Annotated in this window: 16 protein-coding genes; 11 read left to right on the top strand and 5 right to left on the bottom strand. The window is 73.3% G+C overall.

Going from position 1 to position 17812, the window contains the following annotated elements; all coding sequences use genetic code 11:
* Entirely contained in the window at positions 1 to 2190 is a 2190-nt protein-coding gene (locus tag BZZ08_RS31335) for an OmpL47-type beta-barrel domain-containing protein (protein WP_104635590.1), read from the top strand.
* Positions 2191 to 2218: 28 nt separating this feature from the next.
* On the opposite strand, the gene ligD is transcribed toward BZZ08_RS31335, so the two are convergent.
* Both ligD and BZZ08_RS31325 read right to left on the bottom strand, forming a co-directional pair.
* Positions 2219 to 3244, bottom strand: coding sequence for a non-homologous end-joining DNA ligase (gene ligD, locus BZZ08_RS31330; protein WP_104635589.1), 1026 nt, complete (start codon positions 3242 to 3244; stop codon positions 2219 to 2221).
* 95 nt (positions 3245 to 3339) lie between these two features.
* A complete protein-coding gene (locus BZZ08_RS31325; protein ID WP_104635588.1) occupies positions 3340 to 3678 on the bottom strand; it encodes a hypothetical protein in 339 nt (112 codons plus the stop codon).
* A 212-nt stretch (positions 3679 to 3890) separates the two neighbouring features.
* Between BZZ08_RS31325 and BZZ08_RS31320 the strand changes: the two genes are divergently transcribed.
* A complete protein-coding gene (locus BZZ08_RS31320; protein ID WP_104635587.1) occupies positions 3891 to 4958 on the top strand; it encodes an ATP-dependent DNA ligase in 1068 nt (355 codons plus the stop codon).
* A 19-nt stretch (positions 4959 to 4977) separates the two neighbouring features.
* Here BZZ08_RS31320 and BZZ08_RS31315 read toward each other — a convergent pair whose 3' ends face one another.
* The gene (locus tag BZZ08_RS31315; RefSeq protein ID WP_104635586.1) at positions 4978 to 6168 is read right to left on the bottom strand and encodes a zinc-dependent alcohol dehydrogenase; all 1191 of its coding nucleotides are present in this window, start codon (positions 6166 to 6168) and stop codon (positions 4978 to 4980) included.
* A gap of 210 nt (positions 6169 to 6378) precedes the next feature.
* Between BZZ08_RS31315 and BZZ08_RS31310 the strand changes: the two genes are divergently transcribed.
* Entirely contained in the window at positions 6379 to 7347 is a 969-nt protein-coding gene (locus BZZ08_RS31310; RefSeq protein ID WP_104635585.1) for a DUF3048 domain-containing protein, read from the top strand.
* Positions 7348 to 7378: 31 nt separating this feature from the next.
* Here the strand turns inward: BZZ08_RS31310 and BZZ08_RS31305 are convergent, their stop codons facing one another.
* Positions 7379 to 7843, bottom strand: coding sequence for a MarR family winged helix-turn-helix transcriptional regulator (locus BZZ08_RS31305; protein WP_104635584.1), 465 nt, complete (start codon positions 7841 to 7843; stop codon positions 7379 to 7381).
* Positions 7844 to 8052: 209 nt separating this feature from the next.
* Between BZZ08_RS31305 and BZZ08_RS31300 the strand changes: the two genes are divergently transcribed.
* The 7 genes from BZZ08_RS31300 to pcaDC are packed head-to-tail and all read left to right on the top strand — an operon-like array spanning position 8053 to position 14561.
* Positions 8053 to 8835 (top strand): CoA transferase subunit A, encoded by a 783-nt coding sequence (locus BZZ08_RS31300; RefSeq protein WP_104635583.1) that lies wholly within the window; start codon positions 8053 to 8055, stop codon positions 8833 to 8835.
* Positions 8835 to 9479: a CoA transferase subunit B gene (locus BZZ08_RS31295; RefSeq protein ID WP_104635582.1), complete on the top strand. Its 645-nt coding sequence runs from the start codon at positions 8835 to 8837 to the stop codon at positions 9477 to 9479. The genes BZZ08_RS31300 and BZZ08_RS31295 overlap by 1 nt, the downstream gene beginning before the upstream one ends.
* A complete protein-coding gene (locus BZZ08_RS31290; RefSeq protein ID WP_104635581.1) occupies positions 9476 to 10678 on the top strand; it encodes a thiolase family protein in 1203 nt (400 codons plus the stop codon). Before BZZ08_RS31295 ends, BZZ08_RS31290 begins: the two co-directional genes overlap by 4 nt.
* Before the next feature lie 18 nt (positions 10679 to 10696).
* Positions 10697 to 11470, top strand: coding sequence for a protocatechuate 3,4-dioxygenase subunit beta (gene pcaH / locus BZZ08_RS31285; protein ID WP_104635580.1), 774 nt, complete (start codon positions 10697 to 10699; stop codon positions 11468 to 11470).
* A 6-nt stretch (positions 11471 to 11476) separates the two neighbouring features.
* Positions 11477 to 12082 (top strand): protocatechuate 3,4-dioxygenase subunit alpha, encoded by a 606-nt coding sequence (gene pcaG / locus BZZ08_RS31280; RefSeq protein ID WP_104635579.1) that lies wholly within the window; start codon positions 11477 to 11479, stop codon positions 12080 to 12082.
* A complete protein-coding gene (gene pcaB / locus BZZ08_RS31275; RefSeq protein WP_104635578.1) occupies positions 12079 to 13437 on the top strand; it encodes a 3-carboxy-cis,cis-muconate cycloisomerase in 1359 nt (452 codons plus the stop codon). Before pcaG ends, pcaB begins: the two co-directional genes overlap by 4 nt.
* Positions 13434 to 14561 carry a bifunctional 3-oxoadipate enol-lactonase/4-carboxymuconolactone decarboxylase PcaDC gene (gene pcaDC, locus BZZ08_RS31270; RefSeq protein WP_104635577.1) on the top strand — a complete coding sequence of 376 codons (1128 nt, stop codon included), beginning with the start codon at positions 13434 to 13436 and terminating at the stop codon, positions 14559 to 14561. Before pcaB ends, pcaDC begins: the two co-directional genes overlap by 4 nt.
* A 26-nt stretch (positions 14562 to 14587) precedes the next feature.
* Here the strand turns inward: pcaDC and BZZ08_RS31265 are convergent, their stop codons facing one another.
* On the bottom strand, positions 14588 to 17266 hold the full coding sequence (locus BZZ08_RS31265) for an ATP-binding protein (RefSeq protein WP_104635576.1): 2679 nt from the start codon (positions 17264 to 17266) through the stop codon (positions 14588 to 14590).
* Between the two features lie 262 nt (positions 17267 to 17528).
* Between BZZ08_RS31265 and BZZ08_RS31260 the strand changes: the two genes are divergently transcribed.
* The coding region (locus BZZ08_RS31260) for a DUF2510 domain-containing protein (protein ID WP_133169237.1) at positions 17529 to 17812 on the top strand (284 nt) is incomplete at its 3' end.

Genomic DNA, 17812 nt, shown 5'->3' with positions numbered 1-17812 from the left:
ATGTGGGCCGCACTGCTGGCCGGCCTGCTGATGGTGCTCGGACTGCAGGCGACGTCCGCCTCCGGGCAGCCGGCGGCGGCGCCCACCGCGGCGGCCGCCGACCAGGTGCTGACCTGGACCGCGGGCGACGACATCACCAAGTACACGTCGGTGCCGGAGACGGCGGTGGCCGGACCGGCCACGATCGTCTTCGAGAACAGTGAGGCCACCGGCAACACCACCGGCATGCCGCACACGCTGACGTTCATGACCAGCGATCCCGCCTACAACCAGGACGTCCAGCTGAACATCCTGGCCAATCCGAACGACGCCGAGGGCGGCAAGCACACCGCCGAGGTCACCCTCACGCCCGGCAAGTACATGTACCACTGCACGATCCCGGGCCACGGCCAGATGACGGGCGTGCTCGTGGTCACCGAGGGCGGCGGCGGCGAGGACACCACGGCGCCCGCGACCTCGGCGGACGTGGGCGGCACGCAGAACGCCGACGGCGCGTACGTCGGTTCCGCGACCGTGAGCATCGCCGCCACCGACGAGGGCGGCTCGGGCGTGGAGCGGATCGAGTACGCGATCGGTGCCGACGGCGCCTGGCAGCCGTACACCACGCCGGTCGTCGTCGACCAGGTCGGTGAACACGTGGTGCGCTACCGGGCGTTCGACAAGGCGGGCAACGCCGCCGAGGAGAAGAGCGTCACCTTCGCGGTGGCCGCGCCGGACACCGACGACACGACCGCGCCGGAGACCTCGGCGACGGTGAGCGGGGAGAAGAACACGGACGGCGCCTACATCGACATGGCGACGGTGACCGTCACCGCCTCCGACACCGGTTCCGGCGTCAACACCATCGAGTACGCGGTCGGCGACGGCGCCTGGACGGCGTACACGGCGCCGGTCATGGTGCACGAGGTGGGCGAGCACACCGTGCGCTACCGGGCCACCGACAAGGCGGGCAACGTCGCCGCGGAGAAGAGCGTCGCCTTCACCGTGGCCGCCGCTCCCCCGCAGGACACCACCCCGCCGGTCACCGGCGCGACCGTGGACGGCACCAAGAACTCCGACGGCGCCTACGTCGGCAGCGCGAAGGTGACCGTGAACGCCACGGACGAGGGCGGTTCCGGCGTCGCCGGTGTGGAGTACTCGCTGGACGCCGGGCCCTACCTGGCGTACACCGACCCGGTGGTCGTCGACCGCGTGGGCCGGCACACCGTGGCGTACCGGGCGAGCGACAAGGCGGGCAACACCTCCGCGTCGCTGACCGTGAGCTTCTCGGTGGTGGCCGGCGGGGTGCCGGCGCCGCCCTGCCCGGAGTACGACGAGCGCCGCACGGTGATCGTCGGCACGGTCGACTCGGGTGTGCCGAACCGGGTGACCGACAACCGGTGCCGGATCAACGAGATGATCGAGGACGAGAAGGAGTGGACGTCCCAGGCGCTGTTCCTCAAGCACGTCCGTGAGGTCATGGACGGCCTCCTGGACGAGGGCGTCGTCGACAAGCGGGAGTACCGGGCGATCAACAAGGCCGCCAAGCAGTCGAAGATCGGGCTGCCCGGCCAGACCGAGGGCTACCGCACGATCATGGACGGCAGCCAGGAGTCGCTCGCCAAGTGGGAGCAGGTGGGCGGCGGTTCGTTCGGGTTGAACCCGGACGGGTCGATCACGTCCAGCACCAGCACGCCCGGCATGGGCATGCTGTGGTTCCCCGAGCGCAAGTACGGCGACTTCTCGCTGAAGCTCCAGTGGCGTGACGACGCGGCGGGTACGGCGAACACCAACGGCGGCGTCTTCGTGCGCTTCCCGCAGGTGCACGACCACCCCGAGGAGTCGCGTCCGGAGTGGGTCGCCATCAAGTACGGGCACGAGGTGCAGGTGTTCGACAGCCCGACCGGCGACATGTACAAGACGGGCTCCCTCTACGGCTTCGACCGGGTCGGCCTGGCCGGCGCGGGCGTGACGGAGAAGGGCACCTGGAACGACTACGAGATCCGGGTGGTGGACCAGCACTACTCGGTCTACCGCAACGGTGTGCTGATCAACGAGTTCGACAACTTCGGCGGCCAGACCTTCTACCCCGAGCGCTCGGACGACCCGGGCACCGACGGGCGGCGGTTCGCCTCCGGCTACATCGGACTGCAGGTGCACAGCACGTCGGACGTGGTCTCGTACCGCGACGTCCGGGTCAAGGACCTGTAAGGGCCTTCAGCAACCGGTGCGTTGTGGCTCAGTCCGGGCCGGGAGCCTTCTTCCTGGCCCGGCTGGGCTGGACCCGGCTCGGCTCGCCCGGCATCTTCGGATACTCGGGCGGGTAGGGCAGGTCACCCAGCCCGTGATCGTGCTCGTCCTTCGTCGCCAGCTCCAGCAGGGCGTCGAGGGAGTGTCTCGTCTCGTCCATGCCCGCGTGCACGTCGCCGAGTTCGGCGAAGCGCGCGGGCATGGTCGTGATGTCGAAGTCCTGCGGGTGCGCGACGCCCACCTCGTCCCAGGTCAACGGGGCGGAGACCGGCGCGCCGGGACGGGGCCGCACGGAGTAGGCGGAAGCGATGGTGCGGTCGCGGGCGGTCTGGTTGTAGTCGATGAAGATGCGCTCGCCGCGCTCCTCCTTCCACCACTTGATGGTGACCCGCTCGGGCATCCTCCGTTCCATCTCCCGGCCGACGGCGATGGCGGCGCGCCGCACCTGGGTGAAGGTCCAGCGCGGCTCGATCGGCACGAAGACGTGGATGCCGCGCCCGCCGGAGGTCTTGGGCCAGCCGCGCAGGCCGCCGAACTCCTCCAGCACCGCGCGCAGTTCGTGGGCGGCGCGGGCGGCGTCGTCGTAGTCGGTGCCGGGCTGCGGATCGAGGTCGATGCGCAGTTCGTCGGGGTGGTCGACGTCGTCGCGGCGGACCGGCCAGGGGTGGAAGGTGAGGGTGCCGTACTGGGCGGCCCACAGCACGGCCGCCTCCTCGGTGGGGCACATCTCGTCGGCGCTGCGTCCGCTGGGGAAGGTGATGTGCGCGGTCGGGATCCAGTCGGGCATGCCCTTGGGCGCGCGTTTCTGGTAGAACCACTCACCGGTGATGCCGTCCGGGTAGCGCTGCAGGGTGGTGGGCCGGTCGCGCAGCGCCCGCAGGACGCCGGGGGCGACGGCCTGGTAGTAGCGCGCCACGTCCAGCTTGGTGTACCCGTGCTCCGGAAAGAAGACCTTCCCCGGGCTGGACAGCCGCACGCTCCGCCCACCCGCCGCCAGCTCCACCGCTTCCGCCATGCGAGCCACGGTAGGCGCAGCGTCTTCGCTTCGCATATCGGACGTCACGGGGGGGGAGAGCAGGCAGATCACGGCTTGCGCGGGAGGCCGGCCGTCTACTTGCCGAGCGTGATGCGGTCGTTGTCCAGGAGCGCAGTGTGGGTAGCGGCGGTGATGATCAGCAGGACCATGAGGAATCCCGGGACGGGGTTGGTGTCGTCGGCGTCGGGGCTGATCGCGATGGCGGCGGAGAAGACGGCGACCTCCCCGACGGCATACACGGCCGCCAGCCAGGGCTTCACGACGCCCTTGACCGCGGCCACGACGAACGGGACGGCAGCGGCGAGTCCCAGGGTGACGATCGGGACCAACGTCCAGACCACCTTGGCGAGGCCCGACGCATACATGCGGGGGCGGGCCGGTGTGAGCGGAGCATTGAGGTAGGGACTGGCCACGGGTTCTCCCTGCGTGTTGGCTGCGTGTAGGAATTTTGAAGCCAAGGTGTCTAGCTGTCAGGCGATTCGACAGGCCCGACCCGATCGAGTGAGCGAGGCGGGGAAGTCGCTTCCGATCAAGCCGCACGCGACTCCCGCTCGCCTGCCGACGGCGATTTCCGGCTGCCGCGCTCGACAGGCGGGATGCCGTCGGCGGCGCGCAGAATCGGACCATGGAGCTCCCCGTCATGCCGCCCGTGAAGCCGATGCTCGCCAAGTCCGTGGCGAAGATCCCGCCGGGGATGCACTACGAGGCGAAGTGGGACGGCTTTCGCGCGATCGTGTTTCGCGACGGCGACGAGGTGGAGCTGGGCAGCCGGACGGGCAAGCCGTTGACCAGGTACTTCCCGGAGCTGGTGGTGGCGGTGCGGGAGCGGTTGCCCGAGCGGTGCGTGGTGGACGGGGAGATCGTGATCGCGCGGGACGGGCACCTGGACTTCGACGCGCTGACCGAGCGGATCCATCCCGCGGACTCGCGGGTGCGGACGCTGGCGGAGCGCACGCCCGCCTCGCTGGTGGTCTTCGACCTGCTGGCGCTGGACGACGCGTCCCTGCTCGACGTGGGGCTGGCCGACCGGCGGGCGCTGCTGGTGCGGGCGCTGTCCGGGGTGACGCCGCCGGTGCACGTGGCACCGGCGACGGACGACATCGAGGTGGCCCGGCAGTGGTTCGAGCAGTACGAGGGGGCCGGTCTGGACGGGGTGGTCGCCAAGCCGCTCGATCTGCGGTACCGGCAGGACGAGCGGGCCATGTTCAAGATCAAGCATGAGCGGACGGCGGACGTGGTCGTGGCCGGGTACCGCTTCCACAAGAGCGGGCCGGTGGTCGGCTCGCTGCTGCTCGGGCTGTACGACGACCGGGGCGTCCTCCAGCACGTGGGGGTGAGCGCGGCCTTCACCATGAAGCGCCGGGCCGAGCTGGTGGCGGAGCTGGAGCCGCTGCGCATGGACGACGCCGGCGGCCACCCGTGGGCCAGGTGGGCCGAGGAGGCCGCCCACGAGTCGGCGCGGCTGCCCGGCGCCCCCAGCAGGTGGTCCGGCAAGAAGGACCTGTCCTGGGTGCCGCTGCGTCCCGAGCGGGTCGTCGAGGTGGCCTACGACCACATGGAGAACGGGGCGCGCTTCCGGCACACCGCCCGCTTCCGCCGCTGGCGCCCGGACCGGACCCCCGAGAGCTGCACCTACGCGCAGCTGGAGGAGCCGGTCCGGTACGACCTGGCGGAGATCCTGGGCGGGCCCTGACGCGCCCGCCCCGCGCCGCCTACGGCTTCATCAGGACCTTCACCGCGCCGTCCTGCTTCTTCTGGAACATCTCGTACGCGTGCGGCGCGTCCGCCAGCGGCACCCGGTGGGTGGCGAAGTCGTCGACGCCGAGGGGGTCCTGGTCGGTCAGGTACGGGACGATCTCGTCGCTCCAGCGGCGTACGTTGGCCTGGCCCATCCGCAGCTGGATCTGCTTGTCGAACAGGGTGAGCATCGGCATCGGGTCGGCCATGCCGCCGTACACGCCGGACAGCGAGATGGTGCCGCCGCGGCGCACCAGGTCGATCGCGGTGTAGAGGGCGGCGAGCCGGTCGACGCTGAACCGCTCCGCCAGGGGCCCGCCGATGGCCCGGGGCATCACCGCGGCGGTCTGCTGCACCAGCTTGGCCACGGCACCGCCGTGCGCCTCGGTGCCGACCGCGTCGATCACGGCGTCGGGGCCGCGGCCGTCCGTCCGGTCCTGGATCGCGGCGACGAGTTCCTTCTCGTTGTCGAAGGACCGCAGGTCGTACGTCTCCACGCCCCGCGCGCGGGCCCGCTCCAGCCGCTCGGGCACCAGGTCCACGCCGAACACCTTGTCGACTCCCTTGAGCCGGGCGATCCGGCAGGCCATGTCGCCGATCGGACCGAGGCCCAGCACGGCGAGGCTGCCGCCCTGCGGGACGCCGGCGTAGGCGACCGCCTGCCAGGCGGTGGGCAGGACGTCGGAGAGGTAGACGAAGCGGTCGTCGGCGGGGCCCTCGGGCACCTTGATCGGGCCGTACTGGGCCTGCGGCACGCGCAGGTACTCGGCCTGGCCGCCGGGGACCGCGCCGTACAGACGGGTGTAGCCGAAGAGCGGGGCGCCCATGCCCTCGCCGGTGACCTGGGTGGTCTCGCACTGGGTCGGCAGCCCGGTGTCGCACATGTAGCAGTGTCCGCACGCGATCTGGAACGGGACCACGACCCGGTCGCCGGGCTTCAGGCCGGTCACCTCGGGACCGACCTCCTCCACGATGCCCATCGGCTCGTGGCCGAGGATGTCGCCCGGCGTCATGAACGGCGTGAGCACTTCGTAGAGGTGCAGGTCGGAGCCGCACAGTCCGGACGAGGTGACGCGGATGACCGCGTCGGTCGGTTCCTCGATCCTCGGGTCGGGCACCTCCTCGACCCGCACGTCCCGCTTGCCCTGCCATGTCACTGCCTTCATCGCCCCGCGCTCCCTCCGTCGCCGTGCGCGTCGTTCTGCGTGGCGGCCGGGTACCCCGGGGGTCCCGTCGCCGAACCCGGTGGTCTTTTCGGCCGAACAGCGGATTATCTGCCCCGTTCCGTGTGCCGTATCGGATTCGGTCAGGTATGGCACTAAATGCTTGAAGAAGCGCACAATCGATGACACGGGATGGGTGGACGGATGGTCAGGATGCGACGAGGGACGCGCAGGGGGCGGTATGCCGCTCTGCTGACGGCGGCGGTGGCGGTCTCGCTGGCCGCGGCGGGCTGCACGGCGGGGCCCGGTGCGCGGCAGGACGGGCGGGCGCCGGAACCGGAGCGCTCGCACAGCGCGGCCCCCGCCTCGGGCCCCGTGCTCGCCGTGAAGGTCGACAATGTGCGCGCGGCCCGCCCGCAGACGGGCCTGGAGGCCGCGGACGTCGTCTACGCCGAGCCGGTGGAGGCCGGACTGAGCCGGCTGATGGCGATCTACGCCACCGAACTGCCCGCCTCGGTCGGCCCGGTGCGCAGCGCCCGCGAGTCCGACCTGGAGCTGCTCGGCCAGTTCGACCGGCCGGTGCTGGCGTTCTCCGGCGCGCAGAGCAAGCTGCTGCCGCTCATCGACAAGGCGCCCCTGCGCGCGGAGCCGCCGGGCGAGGACTCCGACGCCTACGTCCGCGCCGCGGACCGGCAGGCGCCGCACAACCTCTACCTGCGACCCGGCAAGCTGCTCCCGGAGCCCTCGGGAAAGGCGGCCCTCACCGCCGGGTTCACCTACGGCAAGGCTCCCGCGGGCGGCCGGGCGGAGTCCTCGCACACGGTGCGCTACCCCGCCGCCGGCTTCACGTTCACCTGGTCCGGGAGCCGGGACCGGTGGCTGGTCTCCCTGGACGGCGACCCGGCCCGCACGGCGGACGGCGGGCGGCTGGCCCCGGCCACGGTCGTCGTGCAGCACGTGAAGGTGCGCGAGTCGGAGTTCCGCGACTTCCGCGGCAGCAACTCGCCCTACGTCGAGTCGGTGGGCTCCGGACGGGCGGAGGTGCTGCGCGACGGGCGCGCGTACGACGCGGCCTGGAAGCGGGGGGCGGCCGCGGACGGCACCACCTTCACCACCCGGGACGGCAAGCCGCTGAACTTCGCCGAGGGCCAGGTGTGGGTGGTCTTCGCGGGCGATTCCTGAGCCGCCCGCGCCCGGCCGGTGCGGCGCCGGGTCAGCCCGGTGCCGCCGTCGGCTCCGCCGGGTTGCGGAGCCCTTCCGCGGCGTCCGCGACCCGGCGGATGAGATCGAAGAACACCGCCTGCTCGTCGGCGGCGAGCGGGGCCAGGAACACCTGGTTCATACGGGCGATGCGCACGCCCAGCCTGCGGTGCACGCGCAGCCCCTCGTCGGTGAGCCGGAGCAGGGACCGGCGGCCGTCGTGCGGGTCACGGACCTTGTCGAGCAGCCCGCGGCGGCCGAGCCGGCTGACCACCTCCGCGATGGTGGACCGGTCCAGGCCCACCCGCTCCCCCACGGTGCGCTGGTCCAGGCCCGGCTCGGCGACCAGGGCGTTGAGGACGGCGTACTGCGGCGAGGTGGTCTCCTCCGAGACCATCGTGTTCCACAGCAGGTAGTGCGCCTGCTGCAGCCGCCGGGCCAGGTGGCCGGGGTGGGTGGTCAGATCGACCGCTGCCATGCGCGCACTCCCGTGGTCACTTTCATCGGTGCACTGACGATACATGGCGCGGAGTGCGAACATCCGAGAACGCCCCAGACGATCTACCTCGCCTTTTGTGGGTCTTGACGCCCCGGCCGCCCGGTGGCAGCGTGTGGGCAACCTCGCTTGAATACTCAGTGCCCTGACTATCTGCACCCGGGGCGCGCGGCGGAGATGGGGCTTCTCGGATGGACAAGGTGGTGGCCACGGCCGGTGCGGCGGTGGCCGACGTGCCCGACGGCGCGTCGCTCGCGGTGGGCGGTTTCGGGCTGAGCGGGGTGCCGGACGTACTGATCCAGGCGCTCCACGAGCGCGGGACCGGCGGGCTGTCGGTGGTCTCCAACAACTGCGGGGCGATGGACTCCGGGCTGGCCGTCCTGCTGGCCGCCGGGCGCATCGCCCGCGTGACCGGGTCCTACATCGGCGCGAACAAGGAGTTCGCGCGCCAGTACCTCGGTGGTGAGCTGGAGGTGGAGATGATCCCGCAGGGCACCCTGGCCGAGCGGCTGCGGGCCGGCGGCGCGGGCATCCCCGCCTTCTACACGCCCGCCGGGGTCGGCACCCAGGTCGCCGACGGCGGACTGCCGTGGCGGTACGACGGGTCGGGCGGGGTCGCGCTGGCCTCGCCGCCGAAGGAGGTCCGCGAGTTCGACGGCACCCAGTACGTGCTGGAGCGCGGCATCCGCACCGACTTCGCGCTGGTCCGGGCGGCGAAGGGCGACCGGCACGGGAACCTGGTCTTCGCCAAGTCGTCCCGGAACTTCAACCCGCTGGCCGCGATGGCCGGGCGGGTGACGGTCGCCGAGGTGGAGGAGCTGGTCGAGCCGGGCGAGATCGACCCGGACGCGGTGCACCTGCCCGGGATCTTCGTCCAGCGGGTCGTGGCCCTCACCCCCGAGCAGGCCGCCGACAAGAAGATAGAGCGACGGACGATGTCCGCGCCTCCGGCACGAGGGACGGTGCGTTCCTGATGGCGTGGACGCGTGAACAGCTGGCCGCGCGGGCGGCGCTGGAGCTGCGGGACGGCCAGTACGTCAACCTCGGCATCGGCCTGCCCACCCTGATCCCGAACCACCTCCCCGAGGGCGTCGAGGTCACCCTGGAGTCGGAGAACGGCATCCTCGGCACCGGCCGGTACCCCACCGAGGCCGAGGTGGACCCCGACCTGATCAACGCGGGCAAGGAGACGGTCACGGTCCGGCCGGGCGCCGCCTTCTTCGACTCGGCGCTGTCCTTCGGCATGATCCGGGGCGGGCACATCGACGTGGCGGTGCTCGGCGCGATGCAGGTCTCGGCCTGCGGCGACCTCGCGAACTGGGCCGTACCCGGCAAGATGATCACCGGGATCGGCGGCGCGATGGACCTCGTCCACGGCGCCCGCACCGTCATCGTGGTCATGACCCACACCGCCAAGGACGGCTCCCCCAAGATCCTGGAGGAGTGTGGCCTGCCGCTCACCGGCAAGGCCTGCGTCGACCGCGTCATCACCGACCTCGGCGTCCTCGACGTCACCGACGACGGCCTGGTCCTGGTGGAGACCGCCCCGGGTGTGCGCGTCGACGAGGTCGTCGCCAGGACCGGCGCCAAGCTCGTCGTGGCGGAGGGGGCGAAGTGAAGGACGTCTACATCGTCGACGCGGTGCGCACCCCGTTCGGCAAGTACAACGGGGGCCTGGCGGGCGTACGCCCGGACGACCTGGCCGCGCACGCGATCCGTGAACTGCTCGGCCGTACGCCCGACCTGGACCCGTCCCGGATCGACGACGTCTGCTTCGGCAACGCCAACGGAGCGGGCGAGGAGAACCGCAACGTCGCCCGCATGGCCGCCCTTCTGGCCGGCCTGCCCACCACCGTCCCCGGCGTCACGGTGAACCGGCTGTGCGCGTCCGGCCTCGAAGCGGTGATCCAGGCCGCCCGTGCCATCGCGGTCGGCGACGCGTCGGTCGTGCTCGCGGGCGGCGTGGAGTCGATGACCCGGGCGCCGTACGTGCTGCCCAAGTCGGACCGGCCCTTCCCCGCCGGGCACACCGAGATGTACTCGACCACCCTGGGCTGGCGGATGGTCAACCCGGCCATGGACCCGCAGTGGACGATCCCGCTCGGCGAGTCGGCGGAGCTGATCGCGGACAAGCACGGGATCACCCGCGAGCAGCAGGACGAGTTCGCCCTCGCCTCGCACCGGAAGGCGGCCCGGGCCCAGGCCGACGGCCTGTTCGACGCCGAGCTGGCGCCGGTGCCCGTACCGCGCCGCAAGGGCGGCCCGGTGGACTTCGCCGCCGACGAGGGCGTACGCGCCGATGCCTCCCTGGAGGCGATGGCCAAGCTCAGGCCGTCCTTCCGCACGACCGACGGCACGGTGACCGCAGGGAACGCCTCCCCGCTCAACGACGGTGCCGCGGCGCTGCTCCTGGTCGACGAGGAGGGGCTGCGGGCCACCGGCCGGGAGCCGCTCGCCCGGGTCTCGGCCACCGGGGTCTCGGCGACCGACCCGCGGTACTTCGGCCTCGCCCCCGTCGAGGCGGTGAACCGGGCGCTCGCCAAGGCCGGGCGGACCTTCGGCGACCTGGACGTGCTCGAACTCAACGAGGCCTTCGCCGCCCAGGTGCTGGGCTGTGTCGCCGAGTGGCCCGAGTTCGACCCCGCGGTCCTCAACCCGCAGGGCGGTGCCATCGCCCTCGGCCACCCGCTCGGCGCCTCGGGCGCCCGCCTCGCCGGCACCGTCGCCCACCAGCTCGCCCGCAACGGCGGCGGCACCGGCGTCGCCACCCTCTGCATCGGCGTCGGCCAGGGCCTGGCCCTGGTCCTCGACCGCTAGCCACCCACGGGATCCCCTATGACTCTGACCCAGCACGACATCGACGCGGAGATCGCGGCCGAGCACGCCGCCTACGAGAAGCGGGTCGCCGACGGCGCGCCCGTCGAGCACCACCCGCGCCGCGACTACGCCCCGTACCGCTCCTCGGTGCTGCGCCACCCGAAGCAGCCGCCGATCGCCATCGACGTCAGCAAGGACCCGGAGCTGGTGGAGCTGTCCTCCCCCGCCTTCGGGGAGCGGGACATCACCGGGATCGACCACGACCTGACCCGGCAGCACCCCGGCGAGCCGGTCGGCGAGCGCATCACCGTCTCCGGACGCCTCCTCGACCGGCACGGCAGGCCCGTGCGCGGACAGCTCGTGGAGATCTGGCAGGCCAACTCGGCCGGGCGCTACGCGCACCGGCGCGAGCAGCACGACGCGCCGCTGGACCCGAACTTCACCGGCGTGGGCCGCACCCTCTCCGACGGCGACGGCTACTACCGCTTCACCACCGTGCAGCCCGGCCCCTACCCCTGGCGCAACCACGTCAACGCCTGGCGGCCGGCGCACATCCACTTCTCCGTGTTCGGCTCGGCCTTCACGCAGCGCCTGGTCACGCAGATGTACTTCCCGAACGACCCGCTGTTCCCGTACGACCCGATCCTGCAGTCGGTGACGGACGACGCGGCGCGGCAGCGGCTGATCGCGACGTACGACCACAGCCTGTCCGTGCCGGAGTTCTCGCTCGGCTACCACTGGGACATCGTGCTCGACGGCCCGAACGCCACCTGGATCGAAGAAGGACGCTGACCCGCCATGACGAAGATCGACACGAGCGGGCCGGAGCAGGTGCCGCCCACGCCGTCGCACACGGTCGGCCCCTTCTACGGGTACGCCCTGCCCTTCCGCGGCGGCGAGGACATCGCGCCCGCCGGGCACCCGGACACGGTCACCGTGCACGGGTACGTGTACGACGGCGCGGGCGACCCGCTGCCCGACGCCCTGCTGGAGCTGTGGGGTCCGGACACCGAGGGCCGGGTGCCGACCGCCGACGGCTCGATGCGGCGCGACCCGGCCTCCGGCGGCTTCCTGGGCCGCAACGGCGTGGAGTTCACCGGCTTCGGGCGCGTCCAGACCGACGCGAACGGCCACTGGTACGCGCGGACGCTGCGGCCCGGGGCACGCGGGCGGAGCGCGCCGTACCTGAGCGTGTGCGTGTTCGCGCGCGGGCTGCTGGTGCACCTGTTCACCCGGATCTACCTGCCGGGCGACGCGGCGGTGCTCGCCGCCGACCCGCTGCTGTCCCGGGTGCCCGCCGAGCGCCGCGACACGCTGATCGCGGCGGACGAGGGCCGGGGCACGTACCGTTTCGACATCCGCCTTCAGGGCGAGGGCGAGACGGTCTTCCTGGAGTTCCAGTGACATCACCTGCCGACCCCGCCGACACCGACGCCTTTGCCGACACGGGCCTGCTCGCCCCCGGGTGGGCGGGCTCGCCGGCCGCGTCCGCGACGGGTGACCGGGCGTATCTGCGGGCCCTGCTCGACGCGGAGGCGGCGCTGACCCGTGCCCAGGCCGCGCTGGGGCTCGCCCCGGCCGAGGCGGCGGAGGCGGTGGGCGCGGCCGCCGCCGACCCGGCCGTCTTCGACGCGCGCTCCCTCGCCGAGCGGGCCCGGGGCGGCGGAAACCCGGTCATCCCGCTGGTGGCCGACCTGACGCGGACGGTCGGCGAGCCGTACGGGCCGTATGTGCACCGGGGCGCGACCAGCCAGGACATCCTGGACACGGCGACGATGCTGGTCGCCGTCCGCACCCTGGACCTGCTGCTGCCCGACCTCGCCCGTACGGAACGGGCGCTGGCCCGGCTGGCCGCCGAGCACCGGGACACGCCGATGCCGGGGCGGACCCTCACCCAGCACGCCGTGCCGACGGCCTTCGGACTGAAGGCGGCCGGATGGCGCTCGCTGGTGCTGGACGCACGGGACCGGATCACGGCGGTACGGGACGCGCTGCCCGCCCAACTCGGCGGCGCGGCGGGCACCCTGGCCGCCTTCGAGGCGTACGGCGCGACGGACGCGATCGGGCTTGCGGCGGCGTACGCGCGTGAACTGGGCCTGCGGGAACCGCTGTTGCCCTGGCACACCCTGCGCACTCCGGTCGCCGACCTGGCCGGCGCCCTCGCCTTCACCGCCGGTGCGCTCGGGAAGGTCGCCGTGGACGTGCTGACGCTGTCCCGCACCGAGATCGGTGAGGTCGCCGAGGGCAGCGGGGGCGGTTCGTCGGCGATGCCGCACAAGGCCAATCCGGTGCGGTCCACGCTGATCGCGGCGGCCGCCCGGCGCGCGCCGCAGCTCGCGGCCACACTGTACGGCTCGCTGGCCGCCGAGGACGAACGGCCGGCCGGGGCCTGGCACGCGGAGTGGGAGCCGCTGCGGGACCTGCTGCGCCTGACCGGCGGCGCGGCCCGTGACGCCGCGGAGCTGGCCGAGGGGCTGCGGGTGCGCCCGGACGCGATGCGGGCACACCTCGGCCTCACCCACGGCCTGATCGTCTCGGAGCGGCTCTCGGCCGAACTGGCGCCGGTGCTGGGGCGGGCCCGCGCCAGGGAACTGCTCACCGAACTGGCGGCGCGCGCCTACGTCGAGGACCGGAGCCTGGGCGAACTGCTGGCCGAAGTACCGGAGTTGCGGGAACTCGACCTGGCGGCCGCGACCGACCCCGCCCGCTGCACCGGTGCCGCCGCCGCCCTCACCGACCGCGCTCTGGAGCGACGTTGACGACCATTCTCAACCATCTGTCCGAAGGCCCCGAATCCGCTCCCCCGCTGCTGCTCGGGCCCTCGCTGGGCACCTCGTACGCGCTGTGGGACGCGGTGGCGCCCGAACTGTCCATCGGGCACCGGGTGATCCGCTGGGACCTGCCGGGGCACGGAGGCTCACCGGCCGACCTGATCGGGCCCGGCGCCACCGTCGCGGACCTGGCCGATCTGGTGCTCGCGCTCGCCGACTCGCTCGGCGTGGAGCGGTTCGCCTACGCCGGGGTGTCCCTGGGCGGCGCGGTGGGCCTGCATCTGGCCGTGCACCGTCCGGAGCGGGTGTCGTCCCTCGCGGTGGTCTGTTCGTCGGCGCACTTCAACGGCGCGCGGCCGTGGGAGGAGCGGGCGGCGCAGGTGCGTGACGAGGGGCTGGGGCGGCTCGCGGAGAGCGCGGACGCGCGGTGGTTCACCCCGGGGTTCACCGTGCCACGCCTGGTCCGGGACCACCGGGAGGCCGACCCGGGCGCGTACGCGGCCTGCTGCGACGCGCTGGCCGCCTTCGATCTGCGGGACCGGGTCGGGGAGATTGCCGCGCCGACACTGCTGGTCGCGGGGCGCGAGGACCCGGCCACGCCGCCCGCACACCTGCGGGAGCTGGCCGACGCGGTGCCGGGCGCGACGCTGACGGAGATCCCGGGCGCCTCGCACCTGGCGCCGGCCGAACGGCCCGAGGCGGTGCTGACGGCGCTGCGGGCGCACTTCGACGGCGGGGCCCGGCGGGGCATGGCGGTACGGCGCGAGGTGCTGGGCGACGCGCACGTGGACCGGGCGCAGGGACGGCAGACGCCGTTCACCGCCCGCTTCCAGGACTTCATCTCGCGCTACGCGTGGGGCGAGATCTGGACCGACGAGACGCTCTCGCGCCGCGAGCGCAGCATGGTCACGCTGACGGCGCTGGTCGCGCACGGCCACTACGAGGAGCTGGCCATGCATGTGCGGGCGGCGCGGCGCAACGGGCTGACTCCGGACGAGATCGGCGCGGTGCTGCTCCAGACGGCGGTGTACTGCGGGGTGCCGGCCGCCAACTCGGCGTTCGCGACGGCCCAGCGGGTGCTGGCCGAGGAGGCGGACGGCGCCGCGGAGTGAACCCCTCGGCGCGCCCTGGCGGGGCCTCAGCCGGTGTGTCCCGCCGCCAGGGCCCGACGGGCGCGGGCCGCGAGGCCGTCGGCGCCGCAGGACTCGGCCAGCGCCAGGCCCCGGTTCAGCTCGGCCGCCGAGCGGGAGGCGATGCCGTACTCCACGCGGGCGGCGGCGTGTTCGTACTGGCAGGGTGAGGCTTCCAGGTAGGCGACGGCCTGGGCGGCCAGCCGGACCGCGCGCTGGCCGGTCTCCAGCGCGGCGGCGCAGCGCAGGGCCTCTCCTATCGCCGTGTCCGTGCCGAAGCGCTCGGCCTGGCGGCGGGCGTCGGTGGCCAGCTGGGCGGCGCGGCCGGGATCCTCGGTGGCCAGCGCCCGGGCCAGTTCGGTCGCCCAGGGGACCACCACCGGGTTGTGCCGGCCACGGGCGGCGGCCGCCTTCTCGGCGGCCTCCAGTTCGTTGACGCCCTCCTTGGTGCGGCCGGTGGCGAGCAGCAGCCGCCCGCGCACCGGGCGGGGGTCGGGCAGAACGATCGTCGACGGGTAGGGCGGTGCGAAGCCGTACTGGTCGGCGACGGTCCGGGCCTCCTCGACATGGCCGCGGGCGAGCAGGGTGTCGATCAGGTTGCAGATCGCCGACCAGTACAGCGGCAGTCCCCGGCCGACGCGCTCCGCGATGCGCAGTGACTCGCGCAGCGACTGCTCGGCCTCCTTCAGGCGGCCCCTCCTGCGGTGGCCGAGACCGACGTAGGCGTGTGCGAGGGAGAGGTGACCGCCGCTCCAGCCGGCGCTCTCGTAGGCGCGCAGGGCCTCGGTGAACAGGGCCTCGGCGCGGTCGAGCCGGTCGGCGTAGGCGTAGGAGCTGGCCAGCATCATCGGCAGTTCCAGGCCCCACTCGGTGTCGGTCCAGCCGAGTCCGGGGGCGAGGCGGCCGTTGACGAGGGCGCGGTCGCACAGCTCGACGACCTCTTCGGCGCTCTCGCCGTGGGTCATGGCGTCGAAGCCGCGCAGGATGAGCAGGGCGCGCTCGGCGTTGTCGCGGCCGGTGCAGGTGGCGGCGAGTTCGGCCAGGCGTGCGGAGCGGTGGGGCGACGAGGTCTCGCCCGCGTGGATGCCCTCCCACATGTACTGGGCGGCCTGGAGACGCAGCCGCGCCGAGGGGTCGGGGTTGCGGGCGGCCTCCGCCTCGACGGTGCGGACGGCCTCCTCCAGCTGGTCGTTGTGGAGCAGCGCCTGGGAGAGCCGGAAGACGGCGTCCACGCGCTGCTCGCCCACAAGGCCGGGCATGGCGAGCGCGGTGCGCAGGTGGCCGATGGTGGTGGCGGGCGCGGTGAGGAGCGTGGCACAGCCCAGCTCGAACAGCACGCGGGCGTGGGATTCCGGCAACGGCGGTTCCTGCAAGGCCCGTTCGAGGCAGCGCCGGGCCGCGTCGGGGGCTCCGACGGCGAGGTGTTCGCGGGCGGCCTCGCGCAGCTGGGCCACGACTTCCTGGTCGTCGTCGGGGTGCACCTTGAGCAGATGCCGGGAGGCGGCGGCCGCGCCGAGCCCGGAGTCGGCGACCAGCTGGGCCGCTATGCCGTGCATCGCCGTGCGCAGCGCGTCGGGGATGGAGTTGTAGACGGCGGTGGCGATCAGCGGGTGGACGAACTCCAGCTCCCCCGCTCCCGGTTGCCCGGCGGTGGCGTCGGGTACGGACAGGATCCGGGCACCCCTGAGCAGTTCGGCGCAGCGGGCGGCGTCGGCGGGGTCCAGAGTGGCGAGCCGGGCCACCATGTCGACGGTGATGCCGCCGCCGAGGATGGCCGCGGCCCAGGCGAACCGGGTGGAGTCGACGCCGAGCTGCTCCAGGCGGGCGACGAGACCGCCGCCGCGGGCGGAGCGGTTCAGGGCACGCAGTTCGGCGGCCTCCGCCTCGACGGGCTGCAGTTCGCTGTCCTGGACCTTGGCGAGGAGTTCCACGGTCTCGTAGGGGTTGCCGCCGGTGACGGCCCACACCTCGCGGCAGAAGGCGGCCTCGGCGTGGGCGCCCAGCGTGGCGCGGGTGAGCCCGGCCGTCGCTTCGGGGGTGAGGGCGTTCAGCGGGGCGAGGGGCCGGCCGACGGCGGTGGCCGCCTCCAGATGGCGGGCGCTGTCTCCGCTGACGTCGCCGGGGCGGCGGGCGAGGACGACCAGGACGGAGGTCTCGTCGAGCCGTTCGGTGAGCGCGGCGAGCCAGCGCAGGGTCTCCTGGTCGGCCCAGTGCGCGTCGTCGATCAGCAGCACCAGCGGCCACTCCCGGCGGGAGAGCCGGCGTACGGCGGCGACCAGGCCGTCGCACACGCCCTGCGGGTCGGCCTGCCGCTCGCCGGGGTCCGCTATGCCGAGGGCGGGGCCCGCGATGTCGTACCAGTCGCCGAGGTACTCGCGGGCCTCCTCGGGGAGCATGGACACCAGGGCGGGCTGGAGCAGTTGGCGCACCACGTTGAAGGGGACGGACCTGAGGGTCTCGCCGCCGCGTGCCGACCAGACGGTGCAGCCCCGGGCCTCGGCGATGCGGCGGGTCTCGGCGAGCAGCGCCGTCTTGCCGACCCCGGCCTCGCCGCGGGCCTCCAGCAGGGTGCCGGGGGACGAGCGGTCCGCGCACAGGGTGTCCACCGCACGCGTGATGGTGGCGATTTCCTCGTCGCGCTCCCAGAGGGAGGCCGGGACGGCGCCCACCCGCCGTACCTCCGTCATCCCGCTACCTCCCCGAGTCGCCCGAATGACGTACAGAGCCTGAGCCTAGCCCTCCGATCGCGCAAGTGGTGGGTGCTCCACCGACCAGTTGCCGTGACGGGTGACATGCGGTAAAGCGCGGACGACGCGCCGGGCCCGCCATCAGCGGCGGTGCGGTCGGACGCCCGTCAACCCCGCGCGGCGCGCGGCGCCGGACCGGCCCGCGCGGCGGGTGGGACGGGCCTCTCATCCGGCTTTCACCGACGCCTCATACGGTGGGCACATGACGCAGGCGACTCCTCCCGGGTGGTACCCGGACCCCGGACAGAAGAATGACGGTCCCGCCACCGAGCGCTGGTGGGACGGCACGGCGTGGACCGACCAGGTGCGCCCCGCGGGGGCGGACGCCGCGGCAGCCCCGCCCGCCCAACCGCCCGCGCAGCCCCCGTTCCAGCCGCCGGTGCAGCCGCCGGTGCAGCCGCCGGTGCAGGACACGGCGGCCGGGTACCCCGTGCACCCGGGGTACCCGGGCGTTCCGGTCCAGCCGCCGTCGGCACGGCGGCGCCG

The sequence above is a fragment of the Streptomyces sp. MH60 genome (assembly GCF_002939385.1).
Lineage (GTDB): Bacteria > Actinomycetota > Actinomycetes > Streptomycetales > Streptomycetaceae > Streptomyces.
This window is presented reverse-complemented; position numbering and strand designations above follow the sequence as displayed.

Coding starts and splice junctions, on each gene's coding strand:
- BZZ08_RS31335 (WP_104635590.1), top strand. CDS start 1: ATGTGGGCCGCACTGCTGGCCGGCCTGCTGATGGTGCTCGGACTGCAG.
- ligD (WP_104635589.1), bottom strand. CDS start 3,244: ATGGCGGAAGCGGTGGAGCTGGCGGCGGGTGGGCGGAGCGTGCGGCTG.
- BZZ08_RS31320 (WP_104635587.1), top strand. CDS start 3,891: ATGGAGCTCCCCGTCATGCCGCCCGTGAAGCCGATGCTCGCCAAGTCC.
- BZZ08_RS31315 (WP_104635586.1), bottom strand. CDS start 6,168: ATGAAGGCAGTGACATGGCAGGGCAAGCGGGACGTGCGGGTCGAGGAG.
- BZZ08_RS31310 (WP_104635585.1), top strand. CDS start 6,379: ATGCGACGAGGGACGCGCAGGGGGCGGTATGCCGCTCTGCTGACGGCG.
- BZZ08_RS31305 (WP_104635584.1), bottom strand. CDS start 7,843: ATGGCAGCGGTCGATCTGACCACCCACCCCGGCCACCTGGCCCGGCGG.
- BZZ08_RS31300 (WP_104635583.1), top strand. CDS start 8,053: ATGGACAAGGTGGTGGCCACGGCCGGTGCGGCGGTGGCCGACGTGCCC.
- BZZ08_RS31295 (WP_104635582.1), top strand. CDS start 8,835: ATGGCGTGGACGCGTGAACAGCTGGCCGCGCGGGCGGCGCTGGAGCTG.
- pcaH (WP_104635580.1), top strand. CDS start 10,697: ATGACTCTGACCCAGCACGACATCGACGCGGAGATCGCGGCCGAGCAC.
- pcaG (WP_104635579.1), top strand. CDS start 11,477: ATGACGAAGATCGACACGAGCGGGCCGGAGCAGGTGCCGCCCACGCCG.
- BZZ08_RS31265 (WP_104635576.1), bottom strand. CDS start 17,266: ATGACGGAGGTACGGCGGGTGGGCGCCGTCCCGGCCTCCCTCTGGGAG.